This is a genomic window from Enterococcus avium (assembly GCF_002891025.1).
GTDB classification, from domain to species: domain Bacteria; phylum Bacillota; class Bacilli; order Lactobacillales; family Enterococcaceae; genus Enterococcus_A; species Enterococcus_A avium.
Genome location: NZ_NBSL01000002.1, coordinates 120,477 through 147,315 on the forward strand (window position 1 = coordinate 120,477; position 26,839 = coordinate 147,315).

The window sequence follows — 26,839 nt, forward strand, 5'->3', positions numbered from 1 at the left end:
AACCGCTAATTGAACAAATTATTATAGTGATACCTAAACTTGACTTTAAGTTAAGAAGCGGAATAGAAAGAGGTAAAATAATGTATACTATTGGTCAAGTTTCTCAAATGTTTGATTTACCAGTATCTACGCTGAGGTATTATGATAAAGAAGGTTTGTTTCCAGACATTCAGCGAGTATCTGGCATTCGCAAATTTTCAGACAGTGAATTAGAAGCTCTTAGAGTTATTGAATGTCTAAAGAAATCTGGTTTAGAAATCAAGGATATCAAACAATTCATGGAATGGAGCAAGCAAGGAAGTCAGACTTTTGAAGTACGCAGGGAACTTTTTGAGAAACAAAAAGCAGCAGTTGAAGAAGAAATCGCCAAGTTGAATAAAGTACTCGATATGATTCACTACAAGTGTTGGTATTATGATGAAGCCATGAAGTTTGGCAATGAAGAACGGCTCAAAAACCTTACACCGGAGGAGCTGCCTGAAGCAATCAAGCCTCATTATGAACGATCTCACTAAGAATCAATCAAGCTAAACGGACACTGTTTCCTTTTTTAGAAGGAACATGTCCGTTTTTTTATGGAAAAAAAATATTTTGAATAAACGGACATTTTTAAGGTAAAAGATGATACCTTATGAAGTGGTTAGTGCAATGAGTATATCAGTTATTAACGATAAAGTTGCTTTACTATACTTTATTTTTTACTCGAAGGCACTCTATATCCTATAAAATATGGATTTTTTGCACTAGAGTAAGTGCAATCATTTCATATTGTTGAATGAGAAATAAATGACTATAGTTAAACGTGTAAGGAGAGAGCATCATGCAGCAGATTACGAAACGACAGATCCAAGTATTGCTTCAATTGCTTGAGGATTCGCAACCGGTGACTACAAAGGAATTGGCTGCTCAGCAAAATGTAAGCGTGCGCACAATAAAATATGATTTGGACACGATTCGTTTGTGGCTAAAGGCGCGAAATCAGGATTTGACAAGTAAAAGAAGCCAAGGTGTTTGGTTGACACTAAGCGATTCTGAACGAATCAAGCTGAAAAGTGAGCTGATGGATGTTGACCGTCTGGAATTGTATGCCGATCAAACCTTGCGACTGGACCGCCTAAGTATTTTTTTGATGCTGACAAATCAAGCAATCACCTCTTTTGAATTGGCGGAGCGTTTGATGGTCAGCAAGGATACGGTTCTTAACGACTTGGAGGTTTTAGAAAAACGTCTAACTGATCAGGGAATGACGCTTGAACGTTTGTCCCGCAAAGGTTTTTTGATCACAGGTCCTGAGCATCAGGTTCGATTGTTGATTGAAGAAGTACTGCAAAAGGACTTAACCGATTATGACATCTACAAAATTATGGATTTACTTTTACAGAGTGAAAAAAAGGAAGGCTATGAGCTTTATTCAGCCAAAGGCACAGCTTTTCAAGAAGTTTTTAATCAGGTTCTTGCGGACATGCGCCAGTTATTGAAGCAGATCGATACGGCGGAGTTAAATTACGCGGAACTGCTGAACATGCTGATTCGAGTAGCGATCGCCACAATACGACTGCAAAATGAATATACGATTGGCCGTTATCAATTGCTGAATGATCCAAAAGAGCATCAGGAACTCTCTTACTTATTGATGCAACAGGTCTTTGCACATTACCAGCTGCCGCTATTTGAGGATGAATATCGCTACATCTACAGCGATACCTTCGAAAATGATCTGCAGCAGGATGTGATGGTGTTGACCGAGAATCTGATTCAGAAGGTGAGTAAAAAGATCAACTATTCCTTTTTCAATGATCCACAGCTACTGAATAATCTCTATGCACATTTATCGATGCGATTATCTCGTAAACAAAAATTCGTCAATGAATACAATCCGTTCAAGGATGACATCAAGGCAAAGTATCCTGAGCTGTTCGATGCGATTGAAATGGTCGTTCGACGTGAGATTCGAGGAAAAAGCTTGCTGATCAATGATTCGTTTATTGCTTATATCGCCTTGCACTTTCTCGTATCTTATGAAAAGGCGGCTGACATGCGCAGTGTTCGGGCGGTCTATGTTTGCTCTACTGGCTTAGGCGTAACGAGTTTGATTAAGCAGAAAATATCAGAAGAGCTTTCGAATATCGAAATCGCAGCGTTTGCTTCGGTGCTGAATGCAAAGGAAGTCATTAAGCAAAAAGAGCCTGAATTAGTCATCAGCATTTTTCCAATTGAAGGAATAGATTGCGAGTTTATCAAAGTGCACCCGTTACCGACGAAGCAGGATTTGGAAAAGATTCAACAAGCAGTCAAAAAAATCCTGAGCCAAACACCGCAACACGGTGTCAGAAAAGTGAGATGGGAGCCGGCAGGAAATCGAACGTCATTAGAAGATTTCAGTAAGGAATTGATTTTACAGGCATACACAATTTACGAAAAGCTATTGCTCCTATTCCAAGAGCAGCTAAACCAAGAGTATCGTGAAGCGTTCTTATTGCATGTCTTTCTAATGGTCCATCGAATTACCTTTGATCAGCAATATATGATGGAAGGAAACAAAGTGGATGAAGTGTTACCGACTTCTACATCATACAACAAACAGATCGAGGAGCTGTTTGCCGAACACAACTTAGCGATTAATCAATCAGAAATCACAGCACTATTTGCGTATATCAAAGGAGGAAATGAATGACCGTGACTGGAGAAGCGTTACAAATTATATCAACCAGCGAATATCAACAAGAATTAGAAGAATTGATTGATTGGTTAAAAAAAGAACTTACATTAGTGAAAATTGAACCTACTGAGCTGCAATGGACAATTTTAATCAATCATTTGAATGAAATGTTAAAGCGTTCAAAGGAACAGGAAACAATTCCAGAGGTTGACCCGGAAATGTTCAGTGAAGTATCAAAAGAAGCATTGCAGTTAGCAGACGGCGTTGTAAGAAAAATCGATAATTTGTCTCAAGATGAGATGTATGTTTTATCGATCCATTTTGAAACAGCCAAACAAAATGAACTTTAGGAGGAAATATAAATGATCACAGTAGTAATTGCAGACCGTATGGGCAAAGGACAAAACGTAGCAAAAGGGGTAGAAGCAGCAGGCGCACGAGCAGTCGTTGTTCCAGGAATGGGCGCAGATATGCGTTTAGGCGATGTGATGCAGCAGGAAAATGCGGATATGGGTATTTCATTTTGCGGCAGCGGTGGCGCAGGAGCATTGACTGCCTCAACAAAATATGGCTATCCAGAACGTCATGGCATGCGTTCAATCGAAGAAGGAGTCACGGCGATTAATGACGGAAAAACTGTCTTAGGCTTCGGCTTTATGGATCAAGAAGAATTAGGCAAACGTCTAGTAGAAGCCTTTGAAAAGAAACACAATTAGGAGATGAGTAAATGAGTATTCAAGATTGCCAACAAGTCATCGTGACAGTCGAAGGCGAAGGGGATTCTAAGCAGCACGCGTTTGCTAGTGCGCTGGGTCAAATCCAAAAGAAGATGATGCAGGAATCAGAAGTGATTTTACGAATTGAACCGATTGAAGTAGAAGTGATTAAAGCGATCGAAAAGACGTATAAGGAACGCTTTCTCTTTTTCTTCTTTCCAAGAAAAAGAACGAGCTATCATGTGGAATTGGAAGTAACGGTCAGTGTAACAACGCTTCAAGTTGGTGAAGTAGAATTTACCAAGGAAATGACAGATGATCCTGATGGTATTCAAATTCCTGTTATTTCCAAAAAAATATAAGGAAAAATAGAAAGGAAGTAAAGAAGTGGAGTTTACAGTTATCTTAATTAAATCAATTATCATTGGCGGCTTGCTTGGGTTTTCAGCTTCAATGGGAGCAGCGCGGATGTTTCATGCTCCAAGTACGCAGGGCTTGGGAGCCTTTCGTACATTAGGAGAAATGAACGCGTGTATGGGAGATCCAGCATCGCATTTCTCATTTGGACTAGGCTTTTTCTTCAACGCTTGGGCTTCGACTGTTGGAGCAGGCGCATTTACACAGGATGTTACGCATCGGATTATTCCCAATTGGGCAGCTTCGGTCTTATTAGCGAAAAATAAAAATGTTTCAGAAACGATGCATGATCCTAGGAAAATGGGCTTTGTTGGTGCTGTTGTCGGAGCACTTGTTGTTGCATTTTTGAATTCAACTGCCGCAGCTATTCCAGAAGCTTTGCAGGTAACAGCTGTAGCCGTATTGGTCCCAGCGGCCACCACCTTGATTAATGTTGTTATGCCAGTCATTTTCTGGTTAGCTGCACTAGATGCAGGAAAACGTACGGGTTTCTGGGGCACGTTATTTGGCGGTATTGCACAATTGATTATGGGGAATGCCGTTCCTGGCGTGGTATTAGGTATCCTGATCGGTAAAGGCGTCGATGAAATCGGCTGGTCAAAAGTAACGAAGATGATGATGGGTGCAATCATCTTGCTATTTGTCTTGAGTGGTTTCTTCCGCGGGTTCGATTTACAAGTCTTGGAAAGCTTCAAACTACAAGCACCAAATTGGTTAGAAAATATCCATAAAATGCTTGGGTTGAGTTAAGGTATTTTTGAATTTTGAGTTAGTTAAAAAATTGTTGAAAAGAGTAGAAGATAGATTGAAACATGTGAAGAGAATCATATTTTTTACGGAAAAGTAATTCATTAATTAGGAGGGAAATACATGGATAACACAGAGGAATTGGAAAGGGAACAAGCAATGCTTTCTGAAGAGAAAAAAGCGAAAAGCTTCTGGTATGCGGATTGGGCATTTCCGATCACCGTAGGAATCATGGCAGCGGCGGTTTTTGCTGGGACTCATATGTATTTCGTACACGGAGTAGGAGCTTTTAATGAAGTGTCAATTGTTGCGATGTTGAAGGCAGGATTAGATGGCGGCTCATATGGAGCAGCGGCGGCATTTGGTGCAAGCTTTCTATTTGCACGTATTCTGGAAGGTTCTTTGGTAGGGATTCTGGATTTAGGCGGATCTATTTTAACGGGGATCGGTATCGGAATTCCGGCGATCTTCTTGAGTATGGGGATTCGTGCACCGATCGATAACTTTGCCTTGTCACTGATAACAGGTGCTGTTTTAGGGTTATTAGTTGGTGGCGTGATTATTTTGATTCGTAAGTTCACCATCAATCAGGCGAACTCAACCTTTGGTGCTGATGTGATGATGGGTGCTGGTAATTCTTCAGGACGTTTCTTAGGACCACTGATTATTTTGAGTGCTTGTGGTGCTTCAATTCCGATTGGGATCGGCGCAACATTGGGAGCATTAGGATTTTACGCTTGGAAAAAACCTATAGCTGGCGGTGCGATTCTTGGAGCGATGGTACTTGGTACGATCTTCCCAGTCGCATTGCAGTAGAAAGAAGGCCAAAGGATGTTTGATTTATTAGTCAAAAATGGGAAACGTATCAATGGGGAAAAAGTCGAAGTAGCAATCAAAGATGGTGTGATCTTAAATGTAGACACCACGATTGAATCTCCCGCTGAAAAAATAATCGATTTAGCAGGAGAGCATTATGTATCCGCTGGTTGGATTGATGATCATGTTCATTGTTATGAAAAAATGACGCTTTATTATGATTATCCGGATGAAATCGGCGTAACCAAAGGCGTGACAACCGTGATTGATGCTGGAACGACTGGTGCAGAAAATATTGGTGATTTTTATGAACTGGCTAAAAAGGTCAAGACCAATGTTTACGCACTAATTAATATTTCAAAATGGGGTATCGTTGAACAAGATGAACTAGCCGATTTGACGAAGATTCAGGCGGATCTTGTACATGATCGATTGGTTGAGCTTCCACAATTTATCGTAGGAATCAAAGCGCGAATGAGTAAGACCGTTATTGGTGAAAATGGGATTACACCGTTGGAATTAGCAAAAGATATTCAACGGAAAAATCAAAACCTGCCATTAATGATCCATATCGGGTCAGCGCCGCCAGAGCTGCAGGAAATATTAGCAGTATTGGATGAAGGTGATGTGTTGACTCATTGCTTTAACGGCAAACCAAATGGGATTTTGGACAAGGAGACAGATCAAATCAAGGATTTTGCTAAAGTAGGATATGAAAAAGGAATCGTTTTTGATATAGGCCACGGCACGGACAGTTTTAACTTTCACGTTGCAGAGACTGCGCTAAAAGCAGGTATCAAAGCCACATCAATTAGTACTGACATTTATCATCGCAATCGCGAAAATGGACCTGTCTACGATTTGGCAACAACAATGGAAAAGCTGCGTGTGGTAGGATATTCGTGGGAAGAGATTTTAGATAAGGTAACAAATGTACCGGCACACTATTTCCATTTAGAGAAAAAAGGTAAATTGGCAGCTGGGTATGATGCTGATTTAACGATTTTTGATTTGTCCAACGGAGAAAAGACATTGACCGATTCAAATGGCTTTACGCGTACTGCGAAGGAATTGATCAAACCAGTGAAAACGATTATTGGAGGCACCATTTATGACAATTAGTTATGACAAATTTGGCTTAAAGGAAGTTATCAATGCATCAGGAAAAATGACGATCCTCGGTGTATCGAAAGTATCAGAAAATGTTTTAGCAGCGCAGCGCTTTGGTGGAGAGCATTTCTTTGAGATGAGTGAATTATTTATTCAGACCGGCGCCTATCTGGCAAAGCTTTTAAAGGTTGAGGATGCGCAGATCGTATCTTCTGCATCAGCAGGCATCGCACAATCTGTCGCTGCGATTATTGGACAAGGCAGTTTGTATCATGCCTATCACCCTTATACCGATCGGATCAAAAAACGTGAGATTATTGTTCCTAAAGGACACAATGTCGATTATGGTACTCCTGTTGAAGTAATGGTGGAGCTAGGCGGCGGTGAAGTTGTTGAGGCGGGATATGCCAATGGCTGTTCAGCCGAACAAATAGAAATGATGATTACCGACAATACTGCAGCACTACTTTATATCAAGAGCCATCACACAGTACAAAAAAGTATGCTGACAGTCGCTGATGCTGCTGCAGTAGCAAAGAAGCATCAAGTGCCGTTGATCGTTGATGCGGCGGCGGAAGAAGACCTTTATAAATATACTCAAGCCGGAGCGGATTTGGTCATTTATTCAGGCGCCAAAGCGATTGAAGGCCCTAGCAGCGGATTGGTGATTGGCACAGCAAAATATATTGAATGGGTTCGTCTGCAGGGCAAAGGAATCGGTCGGGCTATGAAGATCGGCAAGGACAATATTTTAGGCTTCACGCAGGCTTTGGAGGATCGTTTACAAAATGGCAGCGAGTCAGGCGAATCGATGAAACAGCGTCTAATGCCTTTTATTGAAGAGCTTAATAAAATTGAAGGACTCGAAGCCAAAACTGTTCAAGATGGTGCTGGCAGAGACATTTATCGGGCCAGTGTAAAAGTCCAAAATAAACCGGCGACAGAAGTGATTAACGCGCTAAAAGTAGAAAATCCTGCGATCTATACACGAGAATATCAAGCCAATAATGGCATCATCGAATTTGATATCCGCGCTGTCAATGAGGAAGAACTAGGAAAGATCGTTACACGATTAAATGAAATCATGTAGAGATATCAAAACATATTATAAATTGAAGGAGCAAATTTAAATGTCTTTAACCCCAAATTACTATCAAGATCGTGTTTGTTTAAACGTCTTAGCCAACTCTGTCGAAAATGCTCGTGACTGTTACGAAGCGGCAGAAGGACACGTTGTTTTAGGAGTGCTGTCAAAAAATTATAACAGCGATGAAGCCGCGATTGAAGCGATGAAAGACTATCAGGAAGCAACAGAAAATGCGTTATCTGTCGGTCTTGGTGCCGGTGATCCAAATCAAAGCCAAATGGTTTCGCGGATTTCTGGCGTGCTGCAGCCACAGCATGTAAATCAAGTCTTCACAGGTGTCGGAACCTCCCGAGCGTTGTTAGACCAAGCGGACACAGTGATCAATGGATTGGTTTCTCCTTGCGGTAAAGTCGGCTATGTTAATATCGCGACCGGACCTTTGAGCTCTCAAACAGAAGAAGCCATCGTTCCAATTGAGACAGCCATCGCTTTATTAAAGGATATGGGCGGAAGCTCAGTGAAATATTTTCCAATGAAGGGCCTTGCTCATAAAGAAGAATACGAGGCAGTTGCAAAAGCCTGCGCAGAAAATGATTTCTATTTAGAACCAACAGGCGGGATCGATTTGGAGAATTTTCAAGAGATCGTTAAAATCGCTTTAGATGCCGGGGTAAAAAAGGTTATTCCTCATGTTTACAGTTCGATTATTGATTCTGTGACGGGCGATACACGAGCAGAAGATGTCAAAGCTTTATTAGATATGGTAAAAGAGCTTCTTTAATAGAAGAAAGAATGCAGAGCTTATTATATTAGCACAACGCAAAAAGACGGGAATTCGAAGTTCCTGCCTTTTTGCGTTGTGTTTTCTGTGACGGAGATTATTTTTGCTCATCCCGCAGTTTTTTGATCTCATCAATCTTCAAACCAGTGAATTCTGCGATTTGTTCAAAGGAAAGGTTTGCCGCTAGCATTTTCCGAGCAATGGTACATTTTTCTTTTCTAAGTCCTTGTTCAATCCCTTCATCTCTCGCAGTTGAAAGTTCGGCATTTCGGATGGCTTCGGTTTTATTGATGTTCATAATCATCGTCTGTTCATCCTCCTTTAGCGAATAGAAATCGATTTTACGTTTGGCTTCTTTAAGATAGTTGGGAGCATCTGGTGTGACTTCGCCGGTTTTTAGAAAATGCTGCCAGTGGCAGGCTGCGCTGGTTTCCTTGATATTCTTATTGGTCAAGCTAAGGAAGCAGAGCATCAGCAATTGTCTGTTCTCTTGACCTATAAAGGGTTCGTGTGTCTGCTCATCTAGTAGACGGAAAATTCTCAGTGCCGCTTTTTCACGATCGAATAAATCAAAATCAACGACCTTGATTCCGTACACTGGTCGGAGCGCAGAAAAATTATTATTCTCGATAAATTCCACGGTTTTGGTATTGCCAAAGGGTGAGCAATAGGCCTCTGCCAGATAAAAAAGCGTGCGTTCGTTGAAATATTTATGCTTTTGAATCTGGCATTCAATCGTTGTACAGCTGCCATCATCTGCCGTGGCCAAGATATCCACTTCGGTCATTCGAAGCGTCAGTTCATCATAATTTTTCTTGTACGTATCAATATGGTAAGGAACTTTTGGTTTCAGAGTCATAAATTCCAGTCCTAATAAATCTTTGACGAAGGCTTTCAGAATGTGCGGAGAATCCTCAGAGGTCAGTAGCTTATTAAACAACAAATCGTTTGTCGGTAAATATTTTTCCATCGTATCATGCCTTTCTGACAACGTATTGAAAGGCTTTTCTCGCTTTTATTATAGAACGTGCGGGAAAAACTCTTCTATAGATAACATACGAATAAATCCTGTTTTTCCCGTAGATAACGAAAAGTATGAAATGGATTAATGTTAGAAGATTTTCTCGTATCCGAGATGAGCACAACCTATGAGAAGGTTTGACAGCGCTTCAAAAATGATGTAAGTTAAAAGACAACTTGATGAACAAGTTTTACATTTGTTCTTATCAGGGAAGAAAACCAGGAAATATTTTTTTTAGCGCAATTAGTGAATTTATGAACAAACGAATAGAGTAGGAGGAAACGGAATGATTGAAACTTTTGTATTTTCAAGTGAGAGTATTTTTTTACGAGAAGAAGATCAAACAAAGGTCCAGCAATTGCTAGATTATTTGAAAAGTCGAAAACAGCAAATCGGCATGGTTTTCTACGATCAAGAGATGATGAATCGAGTTTTACTGGAGCATCATCTGGCTGACTATTTAGATTTTTCGATCAACGGTGAAAAAGCTGAGACGGTTCCTCATGGATTAGTGGATTTTCTGCAGGTGGAGTTGGCGCATCAAAAGGTCAATTTCATCTCGAATTCCTTGAAACAGCTGCATGAAGCAAAGAAATTAGGCTTTAAACCATTGTACATTGCAGAAAATTGTGACAAAGCAACTGTGCCTTGTCAATCTTTCCGAGACTTCAATCAGCTGCACTTAGGAGTGATCGAAAGCCGCTTTGAGAAATTAATGTAATACCCAATCAATTCTTTACACAAGAGTTTTTGACAGTTTTTAAAAGCAAACTGTCGAAAACTCTTGTTTTGTTATTTCGGGGCATTAATACAGACAATAATTTGATTGATAATAAATTTCGTTTTTTTAAAATTAGAAACGCTCATCATTATTTCATATTAAAAATAATGATTTTGGGTAAAGGACGATGAGAGTTATTATTGCTTGATTTTCAAAAATAGTGGATCAAACTTTAAGTTGACAATCTTTTGTCAGCTGGTATAATCAAAAAATAAAATATTTTCCGAAAATTCTGAACAATTAAACTGTAAATGGCTAGTTTTAAAATTAGAATATATAGTTATTTTTTAACCATAATTTAAAAATCAAAAAGTAGGGAGTTAATTATTTTATGGAGAAAGAACTGCTAAGGGTCGAAGGACTTACAGTCAAATTTCGGACCTATAACGGAGAAGTGACTGCCGTAAATAATTTAGAGCTTCTATTAAATGAAAATGAAACATTGGGTATTGTTGGGGAAAGTGGTAGCGGAAAAAGTGTAACTTCTTTAAGCATCATGGGCCTATTAGATGAAGCAACCAGTACAGTTACGGGAAAAGCTCTATTTAGAGGTGAAGATTTGATTGCTATGAAAGAGAGGGAGAAACAGCATTTTCGCGGTAATCATTTAGCGATGATTTTTCAAGAACCAATGACTTCTTTGAATCCGCTTCATAAATGCGGAAAACAAATTGTCGAATCCATGTTGATCCATACGGATATCTCAAAGACAGATGCGAAGGAAAAAGCGATAGAATTGTTAAAGCTTGTAGGGATTCCCGCACCTGAGCAGCGTTTCAACGAATATCCTCATCAAATGTCCGGTGGGATGCGGCAGCGGGTAATGATTGCGATGGCGCTTGCTTGTGATCCGCAGCTTCTAATCGCAGATGAACCGACTACCGCATTAGATGTGACGATTCAAGCACAAATTTTAGAAGTTTTGAAGGAATTAAAGGAACGTCTCAAAATGGGGATCATTTTGATCACTCATGATTTAGGTGTGGTGTCAGAAATATGTGATCGCGTCGTTGTAATGTACACTGGAAAAGTTGTGGAACAGGGATTGATTCGCGAAATATTGGACAATCCCAAACATCCTTATACAGAAGGCTTAATTGCGGCAATTCCAACTATCAATGATAAAAAAGGGAAACTAAGCAGTATCGAGGGTATGGTTCCTCAATTAAATGAGATGCCGCAAGGTTGCAGCTTTCATCCTCGTTGTCCTTACGCGATGGCTATCTGCAAGGAGAAAAGGCCGGCAATTACAACTAGTGAAGATGGACGAAAAGTCCGTTGCTTTAAGTATTCGACAGAAGAAGAAACTGAGGTGACGACGTAAATGATGACGCAAGAACCGATTATTCAAATGGAGCACGTCAAACAATATTTTGAAATTCGCGACAGTAAAGGTAAAAAGGGAACGTTAAAAGCCGTTGATGATGTGACGTTAACAGTAAAAAAGGGTGAGACTTTCGGGATCGTCGGTGAAAGTGGTTGCGGGAAAAGCACGTTAGGTAAAACGATGTTGAATCTTGGGGCGATCACTGATGGAACGATTATTATTGATGGACAAGATGTTAGCGCTTTTAAGAATCGGAAAGAAAAAGTAGCTTTTGGTTCAAAGGTTCAACTCGTTTTCCAAGATCCGTCTGCTTGTTTAAATCCACGAAATAAAATCAAAGGTATTTTAGCTGAACCCTTCCAGATTCATCATAAAAAGGATATGACGAAGGCTGAAATTGAATCCGAGATTGATCGCTTATTAACGATGGTCGGATTAGCTCCCGAATACAAAAACCGTTATCCTCACGAGATGTCAGGAGGACAAAAACAGCGAATTGGAATCGCTCGCGCGTTAGCGTTAAAGCCGGAAATCATTATCTGTGACGAACCCGTTTCAGCGCTGGATGTGTCGATCCAAGCGCAGGTCATTAATTTGCTGGTAGAGTTGCAAGAACAGATGAATTTAACCTATTTCTTCATTTCTCATGATTTAGGAGTCGTTTATCATCTGTGTGATCGTATAGCCGTGATGTATTTAGGAAATATCGTAGAATTGGCGAATCGGGATGCTTTATATAATGATACGTTGCATCCTTACACAAAAGCCTTGATCTCAGCTGCACCGACGATTGATAAGGAAAAAATCGACCGGATCGTATTGACTGGTGACGTGCCAAGTCCAGCGAATCCGCCTAAGGGCTGTAAGTTCCATACCCGCTGTCCATTTGCGATGGAAAAATGTAAGACAGATATACCTGAATTATTGGAAGTAAAGGACAATCACTTTGTGGCATGTCATTTGCATAATAAAGAGGAGTAATTTTTAGTAAACATAAGGATGCCAGTCCAACTTTTGACAGGTCCTCAAAGTGGAGTGTGCAAAAAAAAATTTCTGTGAAATAAAAGAATAGGGATCTAGTTGGATGGTATACGGCGTTTTAATCAGACTTAATTTTTCCTAGGAAAATTAAATACATTAGTAAAAACAAGGAGGAGTAAAAGGTATGAAAAAAAGGAAGTTGTTATGGAGCGTCATTTGTCTGGCAATGTTGACACTCGCTGGTTGTGGCGGCGGTGGCGATAGTACAGACGGGTCAAGTGATGGTGGCGGCAGTGCAGATGGCGATAAGACGTTGGTAGTCGGGATGGCATCTGATTTAAAGACTTTGGATCCTCACCATGGCTATGAAGTTTACGGGAATATGGTGTATTACGCAATGTATGATTATCTGTATCGTACCTATGAATCGTCAACCCCAGAGCCTTCATTAGCAGAATCTCACGAAATGGATGATTCACAAAAAGTCCATACCTTTAAAATCAAAGAAGGTGTAAAATTCTCAAGCGGAAATGACTTGACTTCTAAAGATGTGAAGTTCAGTGTGATGCGGACCAAAAATCTGAAGAGTAATACGACGCATCATACGGAAAATGTGGAAAGTGTCGAAACACCAGATGATTATACAGTGAAGTTTACGTTGAAGGAACCAGATGCAGCCTTCTTGTCAAAATTAGCGAATAACTCCTTTGCGATCGTTGATTCTGAAGTTGTCAAAGAACATGGCGGTACGGATGCAGAGGATGCTTCTTCGAAAGATACAGCTGAAAAATGGTTGAATTCAAATTCAGCAGGTTCAGGCGCTTATGTCTTGGACAAATGGAAACAAAACGAAGAACTTAGTTTAACGAAGAACAAGGAATACTGGGGCGAAGTGAAAAATGATAAAGTTATTTGTAAAGAAATCCCAGATGTGAACACACAGATTCAAATGTTGAAACAAGGGGACATTGATATTGCTTTAGGTATTGGTGTAGACAATGTCTCGCAATTAAAAGATCAAGAAGGCGTGAAGATCAAAAACTACGTTGGTTCAACAACTACCTTCCTATTAATGAACCAAGATGAAGAAATCGGCGGACCGATGGCCAATCCGAAAGTGCAGGAAGCCGTTCGTAAAGCGATCAATTATAAAGAATTATTGAAAATCTCTGGCGATAAAGCTGTGTTGCCGCTAGATATCGTGCCAAAAGGATTTACTGGCGCTTTAGAAAAGGATGAGGACTATCAGGACCTTGATGAAGCGAAGAAATTAATGGAAGAAGCTGGCTATAAAGATGGCTTCGAAGTGAAATTCACGGTTGCCAACTTTGATACAGAGGGGATGTCTTGGACGACTCTCGGTCAAAAAATCAAAGATGATCTAGAAAAAATCGGCATCAATGCCAAGATTGAAACATCTGAGATTGGGGTCGTGATCGATTCTTACCGTGAAGGAAAAGAAGCCTTCTTGCTAATGCATTGGCATCCAGACTATATGGAAATCAATAATCAGCTAGTCTTCTTACCAGGTGATACAGTCGGTGAGCGTGCGAAATGGACAGACACTTCAAATACGAAGATGGCAGAGTTGAAGCAAACAATTCAAACAGAATCAGATGAAGAAAAACGCGTTGCCGCATCAGAAGAGTTACAAAAATTACTGGCAGATAATATGCCATATGCTTTCTTAGTTCAGCATCCGAAAGTATTGGCTTATCGTGACAACTTAAAGGGCGTTAACTATTACGAAGTACAAAAAATCAATTTCCAAGATGTCAGTATCAACTAACCAAATAGCAAGGGGCAAAAGTGTATGAGGAATATGGCTAGATTTTTATTACGGCGCTTACTATTTGTCTGCTTTTTGATCATTGGGGTGACGTTCTTAGTATTTATGATCTCGCATCTCGTTCCCAGTGATCCGATTGCATCGAATATGAGTCCAAATGCGATGAGCGATCCTGCAGCAGTTGCGGCTTACAAAGCACGCTGGGGTTTGGACAAGCCGCTAATGGAACAATACTTTATTTATCTAAGTAATTTGTTGCGGGGAGATTTAGGAACTTCGATTCGCACCGGTAATCCTGTTATCAGTGATTTGAAACAGTTTTTCCCTGCGACTTTAGAACTATCCATCATGGCGATGCTGATCGCTGTTCTATTCGGGATCACATTTGGGATCATCTCTGCAGTCTATCGCAACAAGCCGTTTGATTATCTAGTTCGTACGATCTCAATCAGCGGGGTTTCGATCCCGAATTTCTGGTTCGCGTTAGTTATGCTGCTGTTGTTTTATTCCAAATGGCATTTGTTTCCTGGCGGCGGGCGAGTCAGTTCGCGAATCTCGGCACCGACAGGGGGAACGGGACTTTATGTCTGGGATGCCTTAACCAGTGGCAATTGGGCGTTATTCAATGACGCTCTCTCCCATTTGATTTTACCCGCGATCGTCCTTGGCTTCTTTACGATGGGGCTGATTTCCCGGCAGACGCGTTCGAATCTTTTGGAAGTTTCTTCATTAGACTATATCCGAACCGCTAAAGCGAAGGGACTTTCACAGCGTCAGATCGTTTTGCGCCATGCGCTAGGAAATGCTTTGATTCCTGTTATTACTGTTATGGGAATGGGGTTTAGCAACTTGTTAGGCGGAATGGTCTTTGTTGAAAAAATCTTTTCGTGGCCGGGAATTGGACAGTACGCGTATTTGTCCGCTACGACATTAGATTTTCCGGCAATCTGCGGCGTTTCATTATTGATCGCGATGATTAATGTGATACTGAATCTCGTGATTGACATTCTTTATGGGGTCATTGATCCGAGAGTGAGGTACAGCTAATGAAACGATTACTGAAACAAAAAAACTTTTTATTCAAATTAGGAATCGTTATTTGTGTGTTATGGGTGCTCATTGCAGTTCTTGCTCCGCTGATCGTACCACGGAATCCGTTGACACAAGATATGATGGAACGTTTTTTACCGCCGGGCTCAGCAGGCCATTTCTTAGGAACAGATGAGCTAGGGCGTGATGTATTTTCTCGTGTTTTGATGGGAAGTAGGGTGTCGATTACCGCAGGGGTGGTAACGGTCTGTATTACGATTGTTATCGGAACCATTTACGGCGGTATTGCTGGCTATGTTGGCGGAATCATCGATGATGTCATGATGCGTTTTGCGGAATTGATTGCTGCTTTCCCACCATTAATTTTAGCGATGGTGATTGCGGCGGCTTTAGGACCAAGTATTTTTAACTCTGTGCTGGCAATGACGATTATTTGGTGGCCCAATTATGCTCGACTGATGCGAAGTCTCGTGATTACGTTGAAGGAAAATGAGTACATCGTCGCCTCAAAAGTCTTAGGAGCAAGTCATTTACGCATCCTAGTCAAAGAAATTGTACCAAATGCGTTAGGCTCATTATTAGTTATGGCAACTCTGGATATTGGGAATGCGATTGTGACCTTCTCGGGACTAAGCTTTTTAGGCTTGGGAACACAACCGCCAACACCTGAATGGGGTTCGATGGTATCTGATGGTGTAAATAATATGAACTATTGGTGGATATCCACTTTCCCAGGTGTTGCAATCTTTTCTATGTCGATTGGCGCCAACTTTGTCGGTGACGGGTTACGAGATTACCTTGATCCAAAAATCAAAAATAAATAAACGAAGAAGCCTGTCTTGTGATTTTCATAGGATGGGCTTCTTTGCGGGAAGAATTAAGAAACTGGCTGCACTGATTCATAGGTATGATAAAAATACATTCTAATATATTCACCAAGTTGAGAAATCCCTAAAAGAAGTAAAAAAGCCGTTCAGCAATAATGTTAAGAAATTATAAATCACATATTCTTTTCTAAAAGAAATTATTTTATAAATGAAATATGATAAACTAATTATTGAATGAAACGTAAGTACTGAAAGGGAGAAGGTGAAGGATTTGGGAAGACATACGGATCCAAATGAAAAAAACAAAGGAAAATATGTCGTGGTCGGTCTGGCTGCGCTTCTATTGGCAGGGGGCGTATATTTTGGAGCGACGCGCATTTTAAATAATACAGCTGAAAAACCAAAGGAAGCAGTCACTGCTAGAGAAAGTCAATCATCGTCAAAAAAGGAATCTGCCGTAAGCAGCACAAAAAAGTCAGCAAAGAAACCAACAAAAAATAGTTCCGAGAAGAAAGAAAAAACGAAAAAAACAACGGAATCTTCAAAGAAAAAAACTAAGACCTCAAATTCAAGTGAAAAACAGGCAAGCTCTGAGAAAAAATCAACTTCAAAGGCTAAAAAGAAGACCGCTGCTAAACTAGATGCTTCAGCATTAACGCAAAGTGCGGGGAAAGTCTATTACGGTGTGCAATATTTGAAGAGCAAGCAGGAGTTTTCTAGTAATAATTCTGAACGAACGATTGCGGCGAATATTATCGAACTTTTCATTATGGATTATGCACTTGCTCAAAAAGATGGCAGCAATCAAGTAATTGAAGACAAACCGTTGAATGAGTGGTTAACGCCAATGATCCAACAAAATGATATCAATGCGACCAATGTTTTAATCGATCATTATGGAATGGGGAATATGAACAGCTATTTCAAGGATCAAGGATACCCTGACACATACATTGAACGCCGTATGGTGGATATCAATGTCCGAAGTACGGATAAGGATAATTACACTTCTTTGAATGATTGCATGAAATTGCTGAAAAAAATCTATGACGGTCGTGATAAAGAACCGCAAAAGACAATGTTAGATATTTTGAAGGGCCAAGTCATTCGCACAAAGATTCCTGCAAAACTGCCGAATAATATTACTGTAGCTAATATTACTGGTGAACAGCAAAATGTTGAAAATGATATCGGCATCGTTTTAACCAAAGATAATCCATTTGTGATTGTCATACTAACTAACGACGTTTCGGATATTGTAAAAACTAGGACAGCGATTTCGGAATTTAGTTTAGCAGCGACGAAGATTAAGGAATAAAACAGCTTCGTTATTTCTATACAATTAAATAGTTAAGAGAGTCAGTTTTGCTTTAAACAAAAAAAGCAGAGCTGGCTTTTTTTGTTAGATAAAAACATTAAGCAGACGACTTATATCCAACAGAGAATGTGAAAATCGTGTTAGTTATAAAACTAATTATAAAAATAAAAGATATTTTTTGAAAATAGCAATGATTCTTTTATTAATAAACAGAAGCCATTTTTCTTGTTTTGAAAATGTTTTCAAAGATTTCGTTGACAAAGAAGCGAAACGGATATATATTTGATTTGTGAATAGTACCAATGGTTCTTTTTTAGAACCAAAGGCTTTTTGGAAGGAGATGTTTTGTTTGATTGGTCTGTTAGTCGTTACACATGGGGATTTAGGAGAGTCGCTTTTAAAGTCAATTGCTATTATTGCGGGGGAAGTAAAGGGTTCTGCATCTGTTGGTTTGTATCATGGAGATAGTCCGGTTCGATTGAGGGAGGAGATTCAGGAGAAAGTAAAAAAATTAGATACAGGAGATGGCGTACTTGTCTTAGTAGATTTTTATGGGGGAACTCCTGGGAATGAAGTGATGAAGCTTTTAACGACAAATGAAATGAAAGTGCTTTCTGGAGTGAATATGGCAATGCTGCTGGAAATTGTTGTGAATCGTGAATTTTCGACAGATGTTGAGGCATTGGCTAAAACGGCTCTACAAAGCGGTAAAGAAAGTCTCCAAGATTTGAATGAAGTATATAACAATTTAATCGCAAAGGCAGGGGAATAATAATGAGTATTGTATTAGCAAGAATTGACGATCGTTTGATTCACGGCCAGGTTATGACTTCATGGCTTAATTACACTGGCGCTAATCGAATCATTATCGTGGATGATGAAACAGCAAATGATACATTTTTGAAGATGATCGTGACATCTGTCGCTCCAGCGAATATCAAAACAGAAGTCTTTAGCGTTCATGAAGGTGCCGAGACTATTAAACAGTTAGCAGCATCGGATAAAGTGATTCTTTTAGCTAAATCGCCTGAAGCATACGTTGAATTAATGAATCAAGGTATCGCATTGGAGAAAGTAAACATTGGCGGTATGGGTGCAAAAGAAGGCAGAACAAAATTTTATAAAAATATTTCTGCCTCTTCGGCAGAAAAAGCTAGTCTCAAAAAATTAATTGATACTGGAGCAACAGTGACTATCCAGATTATTGCCGAAGATAAAGCGATCGACGTAGCGAAGCTATTAACCTAGGGAGGGGTATTAATGAAAATTTCTTTTATTCAAGCAATTTTAATTGGAGTTGTTTACTATCTTGGGGTAACTGGAACACCTTGGCTGTCGTTATTGGGAAGTATTTCTTTTATGCAGAAACCTTTAGTTGCTGGAACCGTTGTAGGAATTATTTTAGGTGATCCAGTCCAAGGTGTCATTATTGGAGCTGCGATCCAATTGCCTTATATCGCTTTTATTTCAGCAGGTGGAACAGCACCGGTTGATCCTGGGTTGGCTGGGACTTTAGGAACAGCCTTAGCGATTGCATCGGGGGCTGATCCGCAAACTGCGGTAACCTTAGCTATGCCGATTGGACTATTAGGAACGGTTATCTGGGTCGCGCATATGACGATCGATGTTTTCTTTGTTCATATGGCAGATAAGGCAGCCGGTGAAGGTGATCTTGATCGGATCAATTTCTTACATGTAGTGCCGCCGCAAATCATTCTTTTCTTAATCAGTGTGATACCAGTAACCTTAGCTGCTTATTATGGCGCTGGGGCAGTAACGACCATTTTGGGGTACTTGGATGGCACACCGTTACATGTGCTCCAAGTAATCGGTGGATTATTACCAGCATTGGGGATTGCGATGAATTTACGTTCCATCAATCGTCCGAATACGATGCTGTTTTTCATTTTAGGGTTTGTCATGTCGATTTATATGGGTCTGGATGTTATTGTAATTGCTGTTTTAGGTGCGATTATTGCATATCTTTATACCATCACACCTAGAAATGAAATCGGCGGGTTTAGTTAGGAGGAAAAGAGATGGAGCAATCATTAGAAAATGAAAGTCAACAACCAAAAAAAGAATTATCGAAAAAGGATGTCACTCGTTCTTTTTGGCGCTGGACTTTTTTCAGTCATGCTAATTATAACTATGAGCGGTTAGAAGCAACGGGTCTTGTCCATTCGCTAAGTCCAATCATTAAAAAGCTTTATGCAGATGATCCGCAGGAATATCAAAATGCTCTGAAAAGACATATGGCCTTTTTTAATACAGAACCGCATTTTGGTGGAATTATTTGCGGCATGGTGATTGCAATGGAAGAAGACCGAGCAAATGGTGCGCCGATCACAGATGATGCCATCAATGGGATCAAGACTGGTTTGATGGGACCTTTTGCCGGGATCGGCGATACCTTGTGGCAAGGAACATTGACACCTATTCTTTTAGCCTTTGGTGTCAGCCTGGGGGCTGAAGGAAATTTGATGGGTCCAGTTGTCTATGGGCTTTTGATGTTTGGCATCATGTTTTCTCTAGCTTATTTTGTTTGGATGCAGGGATACAAGATGGGGAAAGCTGGGATCGAAAAAATCTTAAGCAGTAATATTTTGCAGTATTTAATCACTGGAGCATCGGCAATGGGAGCGATTGTTTTAGGAGCTTTGACAGCCAACTTTGTTTCTGTTTCTTCTCCTTTTGTGATCAAAGTCGGAGCCGTGAAGCTGGGATTACAAGAAGACATTCTCGATAAATTATTCAAAGGTATCTTACCTCTGGGGATTACCTTGCTGACCTTATACCTGCTAAAAAACAGGAAAATGAAGTCAACGAGAGTAATGCTGGTCTTAGTGGCTATTGGGGTATTATTTGGAGCATTTAATATATTCTAGTCAATTGTTAGGAAGGGGATAGAAATGAAGACAGCAGTTTTTTACGGAATTGAGGATTTGAGAATTGAGGAGTGTCCGTTACCGGAAGTATCTGAAAATAAAATTTTAATAAAAATTGAGGCCTGTGCGCTTTGTACTTGGGAGCAGCGAGTATATACAGGAGTAAAAAAAGTTGATTATCCATTTATTGGCGGACATGAGATAGCAGCAGAAATTGTTGCGCTAGGAAATAAAATTGATCCGACAAAATGGCAGATTGGCGATAAAGTTGTATTTGGTACCAACCTTGCTTGTGGAGACTGTGATTTTTGTAAGAGCGGCGAGGAACAAAATTGTATCGATTTCAATCATAGCAAGCATCTTGAAGGTCTTCCGCATAAGGGGATGGGAGGACTATCAGAATATATACTGGTAGAGCCGAAGCATCTTTTTCATTATTTTGGCGTAACGCCCGAAGAAGCGGCTTTAACCGAACCATTGTCATGCGTGGTTCATAGTTGCGAGACTGCCAATATTCAATATGGAGATTTGGTCGTAGTGATCGGCTGCGGCATCATGGGATTATTACATGTTGCATTGGCTGTGAAAAGCGGCGCGCGCGTGCTTGCTTGTGATCTAAATCCAGAACGTTTGGAACTGGCTAAAAAAATTGGGGCTCACTATATTATTGATTCTTCTAAAGAAGATCTTTTAGCGAAGGTCAAAGAAATTAGTCATAATCTGGGCGCGAATGTAGTTTTCGATACGACGCCGATTCATAGTGTAGCAGAAGAATCAGTGGAGCTGGTGTCGAATACTGGTAAAGTGATTCTTTACTCATCCTTCTATCCAGATGAGCCTGTTAGCTTTAGTCCTGACAAGCTGCATAAAGGCGGTTATTCGATCGCTGGTACAGCTAATTCTAACAGTCGTGATTTTGTTCGGGCGTCTAGAATGATCAGTGAAAGAGTTATAGATATGCGACCGTTTATCAGTGAAATCATTCCTTTTGAAGAGGTTGTAGCAGGTTTTGAATCAGCGATTAAGGGTGATAAATATCGTGTAGTAATAAAATTTTAGCTATACAATAAAAAAAGGAATATTGGCAACTATAGTATGATAGGTAGTTGTATAAAAAATCAGTTATAATCAATAGTGAAACGTTAGTTGATCAGATAATTATTTATTATGTAGCTGCCTGTCTGTTTTGATAGATCTCCCTATCCAAGACAAGACGAGTGAAGGGAGGATTATTAAGTGGAAGAATTTATTCCAAAGTATAAAAAAATCAGCGATGATATTCAAAATTTAGCCAAAGTGTTGAGCGGACAAGGAAAACCGCTTCCCAGTGAACGAAAGCTATCAGAAACCTTTGAGGTGAGCAGAACGACAATTAAGCGTGCTTTAGAGTCACTGGAAAGACAAGGCATTGTTACTTATATAGAAGGAAAAGGATATATTATTCCCAATCGAGATGTAAAGATTGTTTCAAGTATGCATATTTCTGGGTTTTATGAGGACATTGTTTCACGTAAAAAGAAAATTAGTTCTAAAGTGTTGAAAAAAAACGTGATTCAAGCAGATCAAAAGTTAAGTAAGGAATTGAAGATAGCGGAAAATGAGTACGTTTTCTATCTTTTGCGCTTACGGAGTGTCGATGGCGCGGTGTATTCCTTATCTGAAAGTTTTATTCCCCTCAATCGCTGCCCGGAGATTGGTTCCTTTGATTTAACAGATAAATCTCTTTGGAAGGTTTTAAATCAATTTGGAATCTATCCGGAAATCGTTAGTCAACGAGTGAATGCTCGGATGGCGAATTACTCAGAGATTGAATATTTGAATATTTCTAATCCTGCAGTGGTCATGGTTGTAAACAACATGGCCTATTGGGATGGTAAACCGATTGAACTTTCCTATGTCTATACGGATGTTTTCTCAACAAATCTTGAATATCGTTTTAGTAAATAAAACGAGGAGGAAGATTCATGTTAGTAACATTGAGTGAGCTTTTAAAAGATGCGAAAGAAGAAAAATATGCAGTTGGGGCGTTTAATGTACCGAACCTCGAAGCAATCCGCGGGGTCATTCAAGCAGCGGAGGAACTTGAGTCTCCGGTTATTCTGCAGCACGCCGAGGTACATGAAAATTTGATTGGCTTGGAAGAAATTGGACCCATTATGCTTCAGTATGCTAAGGCGGCGAAGGTACCTGTAGCAGTGCATTTAGACCATGGAGCCTCCTATGAAATGTGCGTCAAGGCGATTCGATTGGGTTTTACTTCGGTCATGTATGATGCCTCTAGCAAAGAATATGAATTAAACTTGGAAGAAACGAAAGAAATTGTGAAAATCGCTCACGCAGCTGGTGTTAGTGTTGAGGCGGAACTAGGACATATTTTCACCTCAGCTGTTGGTGGCGGTGAAGGACGAGGCTCAGACTCTAGCGATGATTACGAGGACTTGGAGGATGTCTATACCGATCCTGATTTGGCTCGGAAATTTGTTGAAGCAACTGGTGTTGATTGCTTGGCTATTGGTTTTGGGACTGTTCACGGCATTTATTTGAAAGAACCGAAGCTTGACTTAAATCGAATTCTGCAAATCAAAGAAAAAATCGATGTACCTTTTGTCATGCATGGCGGGTCAGGTGTATCCGAAGAAAATTATCGAACAGCAATAAAAAATGGTATATGTAAAATCAACTATTACACCTATATGAACAAAGCAGCTGGCAAGGCTGTTCAAGAGTGTTTGGAAAACAATACAGAAGACGCTGTTTTCTTTGATGAGCTGTCACTAAAGGCTACTGCAGCAATGAAGGACAATGTAAAAGCCGCGATGGAAATTTTTATGAAGCCATAGCTTTTCAATGAAATGAATGATGGAGGGGAGAAGATGGAAAGGATAGTTGCATCGATTATGTGTGGAAATCAGTTGACACTAGGACAGGAGCTGCAGAATATACGCGCTGCTGGGATTGACTGGCTCCATTGTGATGTGATGGATGGTGTTTATGTAAATAACTTGGCGATGGCTCCTTATGTATTGGAACCGATTATTCAGACAGGAAAATTTACCACCGATATTCATTTAGCCTGTGTGACTCCAGAAAAGTATATTGAAATGTTTGCACCGCTGAAACCAGATTTTCTTACATTCCACATTGAAACAACAGAAGAGCCTGAGAGATTAATACAAAGAATTCATGACTTGGGAATAAAAGTGGGGATTGCTATCAATCCTGAAACCCCAATAGAAAGTCTATTTCCTTACCTTGATGTCATTGAACTGATTCTGGTAATGACTGTAAATCCTGGATTTGCGGGTCAAACGTTTCAACAGAATGTTTTAGAAAAACTCAAAAGCTTGAATCAGCAGCTAAAAATGAAACCAAACAAACCCTTGATAGAAGTAGATGGCAATATCCATTCAGAAACAGCTGCTGCTATCAGTAAAATCGGTGCGGATCTCTATGTCGTTGGAACATCTGCACTTTTCAATGATCAACCAGGTTCCTATACGGAAAAAGTGATGACGTTGAAGCAAAGTTTTGTTACAACAGAAAAAGCGTAAACATGTTCTCACCTTAAGATTTTTTAGGTGAGATTTTTTGTCTATACAGATTATTTTAGCCGTGTTAACCTTTTATTATTGAAAATCATAAGAAGCATGTAAAGATTGGATAGGAGAGAAGAAAATGAAAAAAGAAGAATTTCTAACCATCATAAAAAATGGCTTGATCGTGTCTTGTCAGGCTTTACCCGGCGAACCATTATATAGTGAAAAAGGTGGAGTGATGCCCTTATTAGCTATGGCAGCAAAAGAAGGCGGCGCAGCAGCGATTAGAGCAAATTCTGTACGAGATATTCGAGAAATCAAAGCAGTAGTAGAGCTGCCTATGATTGGCTTGATCAAAAAACAATATCCGCCAGAAGAACCATTTATTACTGCTAGTATACAGGAAGTTGATGCACTAGTGGAAACGGGTGTGGAGGTAATCGCCTTGGATTGTACCCTGCGTAAACGGCATGACGGACTGACGATCAATCAGTTTATCCAACAGATTAAAGAAAAATACCCAGAGCAATTATTGATGGCAGACATCGCTACTTTTGATGAAGGCGAAAATGCCGTTAAAGCAGGGATTGATTTTGTAGGAACGACGTTAAGCGGATATACATCAGAGACTGTTAATCGGACTGCTCAGGGGCCGGATTATGAATTAATAGAAAAATTGGTGGAGGCAGATTTTTCTGTGATTGCTGAAGGAAAGATTCATACACCAGAACAAGCGAAAAGGATTCAAGGTATGGGGGTGTGCGGTATTGTTGTAGGCGGAGCGATCACACGACCAAAAGAAATCACAGAACGCTTTGTTGCTGGTCTAAAATGAAATGATCAAACGATAGAAAACCAACGAGTGCCGACGAAATAAGCACTCGTTTCTTTTTGTTTGTATAAAAACACCGCAACATTGATGCAAAAAAAGTTTTACTTCTCATTTATACTATCTATTTGACCACAATTGTGAGAGGTGATTAAGATGGACGTTTTAATAGAAGAGCAACAGGAATGGCAAGTCATTCGCAAGCAGATTGAGGAAAAGGAAACCATTCTTAAAGATGAGCTACTTCATTTTTCAAAGGAAACGAAGCAGTTTCATCAGTATCTAGTCGATTATAAAGGAGAAATCGATCCTCATGAAATGTTTATCAATTCACGACTTTTAGAACAACAGCAAGTTGCGGAAACGGTTAGCGGAAAGCAGTTGATTCGATTGGAGAAGCAAAAAAAGAATCCTTATTTTACCCGAGTAGATTTTGTTTATGATGGTGAACAGACAGCGGAAAAAATATATATAGGCTCTTTTTCATTTTCGACGAAGGAAGAGAGACTGTTGATTTATGATTGGCGTGCGCCAATTGCGAGTATTTTCTATGATTATGATTTAGGTAAAGCACATTTTCAAACACCAGCAGGAACAGCCTCTGGTGACATTCAACGAAAACGTCAGATCAAGTTTAAGGATGGGGCAATCGATTATGTAGTGGAGTCTGATACGACCGTTTTTGATGAGGTGCTGCAAAATGAATTGCGGCAGCAAAAGGGTGGACAGATGTCAACCATCATCAGCACGATTCAAAAGGAGCAAAATAAAGTCATTCGTGATAACCGTTCAAAGGATATGATCATCCAAGGAGTGGCTGGATCAGGTAAAACATCTATTGCATTGCATCGTATTGCTTTTTTACTTTATCATTTTCGTAATCGTATCACGTCAGATCAAGTGATGATTCTTTCTCCCAATCGTACCTTCAGCAGATTTATCGCACAGGTACTGCCTGAGCTAGGAGAAGAGCCGGTGACAGAATGGACGATCGATCAGTTTGGACAAACACTATCTGACATTGCCGATGTTCCTTCTCGCTTTCAAGAAATTGAGCTGCTTTATCTAGAAAAAGATCCGCAACTAAACGAACGAGTCCGTTATCTCTCTTCCAAAAAATGTGTTGCTGATTTGAAGGGCTATCTTAGAAAAATCGAAGCATTTTCTCCTCAATCGATCCTAATCGGCGATTACGAGTATAATGCGGAATTTATTCTGAGACGATACAAAGCGTACGAGAAGAAATCAATCTTTCAACGGTTTCAACTAATCGCAGAGGATATTTTTGAAAATCTGCGTACTCGCCCTTTTCAACCAAAAAGAAAACCAACGAAAAAACAGCTAGTTAATCGTTTGAAAAAGATGTTCAATAAGACCAACAGCCATCAACTTTATCGAGATTTTTTAACAGAACAAGGATTCGAAATGAAAAAGGCTGTAAGCTACTCTGATTTATTCCCGATTATTTATATTCGGCTATTTCTTGAAGGAATGGATGAGTTTTCCAAAATTCACTATTTAATTATCGATGAGATGCAGGACTATACACCGATCCAATTTGAAGTATTCAAGAAAATGTTTACCTGTCCGGTGTTGCTAATTGGTGATTTTACGCAATCTCTGACTACGATTAATGAGCTGCATTTGCCTGACGTGCAAAACTATTATCCAAACGCACAATCGATTTTCTTAACAAAAAGCTATCGCTCGACCTATGAAATTATAACTTGTGCGAAAAAAATTATTGATGATCACATGATTGAACCGGTGTTGCGTCATGGCATGAAACCAAAAAAATGGGTAGTTAGTTCTCAGGAAGAGGAAATATCAAGTATACTAGAACTAGTAGAACAGTTAAGAAAACAAGATTTAGCAACGATTGCTTTGATCACAAAGACCTTAGTACGAGCATATGAATGGCGAGGGTTATTAGAAAATCAAGGACTAGCCTGCGAAGTATTGACGGATGAATCGACAAGCTTACAGGAAAGGCTATCCATTTGTCCTCTTGTTCAGTCGAAAGGACTGGAATTTGATGCGGTGATCGTTGTTGACGCAGATGAAGCAACATATCCTGGCTTATTAGGAAGACAGCAATTATTCGTTGCCGCCACACGAGCGATGCACGCGCTCTATTTTCTCCAAAGGGAGTGAGAAGC

Annotated in this window: 28 protein-coding genes; 27 read left to right on the plus strand and 1 reads right to left on the minus strand. The window is 39.9% G+C overall.

Going from position 1 to position 26,839, the window contains the following annotated elements; genetic code table 11:
* The first annotated feature begins 80 nt into the window (after window positions 1–80).
* The 10 genes from AUF14_RS00705 to dagF all read left to right on the plus strand — a co-directional run bounded on the left by AUF14_RS00705 (window position 81) and on the right by dagF (window position 8,333).
* Window positions 81–515, plus strand: a complete 435-nt coding sequence (locus AUF14_RS00705) for a MerR family transcriptional regulator (RefSeq protein ID WP_016181020.1) — start codon at window positions 81–83, stop codon at window positions 513–515.
* Window positions 516–820: 305 nt separating this feature from the next.
* A complete protein-coding gene (locus AUF14_RS00710) occupies window positions 821–2,674 on the plus strand; it encodes a BglG family transcription antiterminator (protein ID WP_016181019.1) in 1,854 nt (617 codons plus the stop codon).
* Window positions 2,671–3,009 carry a PRD domain-containing protein gene (locus tag AUF14_RS00715; RefSeq protein WP_016181018.1) on the plus strand — a complete coding sequence of 113 codons (339 nt, stop codon included), beginning with the start codon at window positions 2,671–2,673 and terminating at the stop codon, window positions 3,007–3,009. Before AUF14_RS00710 ends, AUF14_RS00715 begins: the two co-directional genes overlap by 4 nt.
* A gap of 12 nt (window positions 3,010–3,021) precedes the next feature.
* Entirely contained in the window at window positions 3,022–3,375 is a 354-nt protein-coding gene (locus AUF14_RS00720) for a glycine-rich SFCGS family protein (RefSeq protein ID WP_016181017.1), read from the plus strand.
* Between the two features lie 11 nt (window positions 3,376–3,386).
* The gene (locus AUF14_RS00725; protein ID WP_016181016.1) at window positions 3,387–3,737 is read left to right on the plus strand and encodes a DUF4312 family protein; all 351 of its coding nucleotides are present in this window, start codon (window positions 3,387–3,389) and stop codon (window positions 3,735–3,737) included.
* A gap of 25 nt (window positions 3,738–3,762) precedes the next feature.
* A complete protein-coding gene (locus AUF14_RS00730; protein ID WP_016181015.1) occupies window positions 3,763–4,542 on the plus strand; it encodes a DUF4311 domain-containing protein in 780 nt (259 codons plus the stop codon).
* Between the two features lie 120 nt (window positions 4,543–4,662).
* Window positions 4,663–5,355, plus strand: coding sequence for a DUF4310 family protein (locus AUF14_RS00735; RefSeq protein ID WP_049219320.1), 693 nt, complete (start codon window positions 4,663–4,665; stop codon window positions 5,353–5,355).
* Window positions 5,356–5,370: 15 nt separating this feature from the next.
* A complete protein-coding gene (locus AUF14_RS00740; RefSeq protein ID WP_016181013.1) occupies window positions 5,371–6,477 on the plus strand; it encodes an amidohydrolase/deacetylase family metallohydrolase in 1,107 nt (368 codons plus the stop codon).
* Window positions 6,467–7,555: a DgaE family pyridoxal phosphate-dependent ammonia lyase gene (locus tag AUF14_RS00745; protein ID WP_016181012.1), complete on the plus strand. Its 1,089-nt coding sequence runs from the start codon at window positions 6,467–6,469 to the stop codon at window positions 7,553–7,555. The genes AUF14_RS00740 and AUF14_RS00745 overlap by 11 nt, the downstream gene beginning before the upstream one ends.
* 40 nt (window positions 7,556–7,595) lie before the next feature.
* A complete protein-coding gene (gene dagF, locus AUF14_RS00750) occupies window positions 7,596–8,333 on the plus strand; it encodes a 2-dehydro-3-deoxy-phosphogluconate aldolase (RefSeq protein ID WP_016181011.1) in 738 nt (245 codons plus the stop codon).
* A 97-nt stretch (window positions 8,334–8,430) separates the two neighbouring features.
* Here the strand turns inward: dagF and AUF14_RS00755 are convergent, their stop codons facing one another.
* The gene (locus tag AUF14_RS00755; RefSeq protein ID WP_311775818.1) at window positions 8,431–9,324 is read right to left on the minus strand and encodes an Rpn family recombination-promoting nuclease/putative transposase; all 894 of its coding nucleotides are present in this window, start codon (window positions 9,322–9,324) and stop codon (window positions 8,431–8,433) included.
* Between the two features lie 316 nt (window positions 9,325–9,640).
* Here AUF14_RS00755 and AUF14_RS00760 point away from each other — a divergent pair, with 316 nt between their 5' ends.
* From AUF14_RS00760 to AUF14_RS00840, 17 genes are all read left to right on the plus strand, one after another.
* Window positions 9,641–10,075: a hypothetical protein gene (locus AUF14_RS00760; protein WP_016181009.1), complete on the plus strand. Its 435-nt coding sequence runs from the start codon at window positions 9,641–9,643 to the stop codon at window positions 10,073–10,075.
* 391 nt (window positions 10,076–10,466) lie between these two features.
* Entirely contained in the window at window positions 10,467–11,459 is a 993-nt protein-coding gene (locus AUF14_RS00765) for an ABC transporter ATP-binding protein (protein WP_016181008.1), read from the plus strand.
* The gene (locus AUF14_RS00770) at window positions 11,460–12,443 is read left to right on the plus strand and encodes an ABC transporter ATP-binding protein (protein ID WP_016181007.1); all 984 of its coding nucleotides are present in this window, start codon (window positions 11,460–11,462) and stop codon (window positions 12,441–12,443) included.
* 184 nt (window positions 12,444–12,627) lie between these two features.
* Window positions 12,628–14,232 (plus strand): ABC transporter substrate-binding protein, encoded by a 1,605-nt coding sequence (locus AUF14_RS00775; protein ID WP_016181006.1) that lies wholly within the window; start codon window positions 12,628–12,630, stop codon window positions 14,230–14,232.
* 24 nt (window positions 14,233–14,256) lie between these two features.
* Complete coding sequence (locus tag AUF14_RS00780) at window positions 14,257–15,279, plus strand: ABC transporter permease (protein WP_016181005.1); 1,023 nt, start codon at window positions 14,257–14,259, stop codon at window positions 15,277–15,279.
* Window positions 15,279–16,106: an ABC transporter permease gene (locus tag AUF14_RS00785; RefSeq protein WP_016181004.1), complete on the plus strand. Its 828-nt coding sequence runs from the start codon at window positions 15,279–15,281 to the stop codon at window positions 16,104–16,106. The genes AUF14_RS00780 and AUF14_RS00785 overlap by 1 nt, the downstream gene beginning before the upstream one ends.
* Before the next feature lie 265 nt (window positions 16,107–16,371).
* Window positions 16,372–17,427 (plus strand): serine hydrolase, encoded by a 1,056-nt coding sequence (locus AUF14_RS00790; RefSeq protein ID WP_225844240.1) that lies wholly within the window; start codon window positions 16,372–16,374, stop codon window positions 17,425–17,427.
* 289 nt (window positions 17,428–17,716) lie between these two features.
* On the plus strand, window positions 17,717–18,199 hold the full coding sequence (locus tag AUF14_RS00795) for a PTS sugar transporter subunit IIA (RefSeq protein ID WP_227132017.1): 483 nt from the start codon (window positions 17,717–17,719) through the stop codon (window positions 18,197–18,199).
* 2 nt (window positions 18,200–18,201) lie between these two features.
* Window positions 18,202–18,675, plus strand: a complete 474-nt coding sequence (locus AUF14_RS00800) for a PTS system mannose/fructose/N-acetylgalactosamine-transporter subunit IIB (protein ID WP_016181001.1) — start codon at window positions 18,202–18,204, stop codon at window positions 18,673–18,675.
* A gap of 12 nt (window positions 18,676–18,687) precedes the next feature.
* A complete protein-coding gene (locus tag AUF14_RS00805) occupies window positions 18,688–19,455 on the plus strand; it encodes a PTS mannose/fructose/sorbose/N-acetylgalactosamine transporter subunit IIC (RefSeq protein WP_016181000.1) in 768 nt (255 codons plus the stop codon).
* Window positions 19,456–19,466: 11 nt separating this feature from the next.
* Complete coding sequence (locus tag AUF14_RS00810; protein WP_016180999.1) at window positions 19,467–20,315, plus strand: PTS system mannose/fructose/sorbose family transporter subunit IID; 849 nt, start codon at window positions 19,467–19,469, stop codon at window positions 20,313–20,315.
* A gap of 24 nt (window positions 20,316–20,339) precedes the next feature.
* Window positions 20,340–21,374 carry a zinc-dependent alcohol dehydrogenase gene (locus tag AUF14_RS00815; RefSeq protein ID WP_016180998.1) on the plus strand — a complete coding sequence of 345 codons (1,035 nt, stop codon included), beginning with the start codon at window positions 20,340–20,342 and terminating at the stop codon, window positions 21,372–21,374.
* 177 nt (window positions 21,375–21,551) lie between these two features.
* Window positions 21,552–22,262 (plus strand): GntR family transcriptional regulator, encoded by a 711-nt coding sequence (locus AUF14_RS00820; protein ID WP_016180997.1) that lies wholly within the window; start codon window positions 21,552–21,554, stop codon window positions 22,260–22,262.
* Window positions 22,263–22,279: 17 nt separating this feature from the next.
* Window positions 22,280–23,155, plus strand: coding sequence for a class II fructose-bisphosphate aldolase (locus AUF14_RS00825; protein WP_016180996.1), 876 nt, complete (start codon window positions 22,280–22,282; stop codon window positions 23,153–23,155).
* Between the two features lie 33 nt (window positions 23,156–23,188).
* A complete protein-coding gene (locus AUF14_RS00830; protein ID WP_016180995.1) occupies window positions 23,189–23,866 on the plus strand; it encodes a ribulose-phosphate 3-epimerase in 678 nt (225 codons plus the stop codon).
* A gap of 124 nt (window positions 23,867–23,990) precedes the next feature.
* Window positions 23,991–24,686, plus strand: coding sequence for an N-acetylmannosamine-6-phosphate 2-epimerase (locus tag AUF14_RS00835; protein ID WP_016180994.1), 696 nt, complete (start codon window positions 23,991–23,993; stop codon window positions 24,684–24,686).
* A 150-nt stretch (window positions 24,687–24,836) separates the two neighbouring features.
* A complete protein-coding gene (locus tag AUF14_RS00840) occupies window positions 24,837–26,834 on the plus strand; it encodes a HelD family protein (protein ID WP_048718898.1) in 1,998 nt (665 codons plus the stop codon).
* Window positions 26,835–26,839: the final 5 nt, after the last annotated feature.

Coding starts and splice junctions, on each gene's coding strand:
- AUF14_RS00705 (WP_016181020.1), top strand. CDS start 81: ATGTATACTATTGGTCAAGTTTCTCAAATGTTTGATTTACCAGTATCT.
- AUF14_RS00710 (WP_016181019.1), top strand. CDS start 821: ATGCAGCAGATTACGAAACGACAGATCCAAGTATTGCTTCAATTGCTT.
- AUF14_RS00715 (WP_016181018.1), top strand. CDS start 2,671: ATGACCGTGACTGGAGAAGCGTTACAAATTATATCAACCAGCGAATAT.
- AUF14_RS00720 (WP_016181017.1), top strand. CDS start 3,022: ATGATCACAGTAGTAATTGCAGACCGTATGGGCAAAGGACAAAACGTA.
- AUF14_RS00725 (WP_016181016.1), top strand. CDS start 3,387: ATGAGTATTCAAGATTGCCAACAAGTCATCGTGACAGTCGAAGGCGAA.
- AUF14_RS00735 (WP_049219320.1), top strand. CDS start 4,663: ATGGATAACACAGAGGAATTGGAAAGGGAACAAGCAATGCTTTCTGAA.
- AUF14_RS00740 (WP_016181013.1), top strand. CDS start 5,371: ATGTTTGATTTATTAGTCAAAAATGGGAAACGTATCAATGGGGAAAAA.
- AUF14_RS00745 (WP_016181012.1), top strand. CDS start 6,467: ATGACAATTAGTTATGACAAATTTGGCTTAAAGGAAGTTATCAATGCA.
- dagF (WP_016181011.1), top strand. CDS start 7,596: ATGTCTTTAACCCCAAATTACTATCAAGATCGTGTTTGTTTAAACGTC.
- AUF14_RS00760 (WP_016181009.1), top strand. CDS start 9,641: ATGATTGAAACTTTTGTATTTTCAAGTGAGAGTATTTTTTTACGAGAA.
- AUF14_RS00765 (WP_016181008.1), top strand. CDS start 10,467: ATGGAGAAAGAACTGCTAAGGGTCGAAGGACTTACAGTCAAATTTCGG.
- AUF14_RS00770 (WP_016181007.1), top strand. CDS start 11,460: ATGATGACGCAAGAACCGATTATTCAAATGGAGCACGTCAAACAATAT.
- AUF14_RS00775 (WP_016181006.1), top strand. CDS start 12,628: ATGAAAAAAAGGAAGTTGTTATGGAGCGTCATTTGTCTGGCAATGTTG.
- AUF14_RS00780 (WP_016181005.1), top strand. CDS start 14,257: ATGAGGAATATGGCTAGATTTTTATTACGGCGCTTACTATTTGTCTGC.
- AUF14_RS00785 (WP_016181004.1), top strand. CDS start 15,279: ATGAAACGATTACTGAAACAAAAAAACTTTTTATTCAAATTAGGAATC.
- AUF14_RS00800 (WP_016181001.1), top strand. CDS start 18,202: ATGAGTATTGTATTAGCAAGAATTGACGATCGTTTGATTCACGGCCAG.
- AUF14_RS00805 (WP_016181000.1), top strand. CDS start 18,688: ATGAAAATTTCTTTTATTCAAGCAATTTTAATTGGAGTTGTTTACTAT.
- AUF14_RS00810 (WP_016180999.1), top strand. CDS start 19,467: ATGGAGCAATCATTAGAAAATGAAAGTCAACAACCAAAAAAAGAATTA.
- AUF14_RS00815 (WP_016180998.1), top strand. CDS start 20,340: ATGAAGACAGCAGTTTTTTACGGAATTGAGGATTTGAGAATTGAGGAG.
- AUF14_RS00825 (WP_016180996.1), top strand. CDS start 22,280: ATGTTAGTAACATTGAGTGAGCTTTTAAAAGATGCGAAAGAAGAAAAA.
- AUF14_RS00830 (WP_016180995.1), top strand. CDS start 23,189: ATGGAAAGGATAGTTGCATCGATTATGTGTGGAAATCAGTTGACACTA.
- AUF14_RS00835 (WP_016180994.1), top strand. CDS start 23,991: ATGAAAAAAGAAGAATTTCTAACCATCATAAAAAATGGCTTGATCGTG.
- AUF14_RS00840 (WP_048718898.1), top strand. CDS start 24,837: ATGGACGTTTTAATAGAAGAGCAACAGGAATGGCAAGTCATTCGCAAG.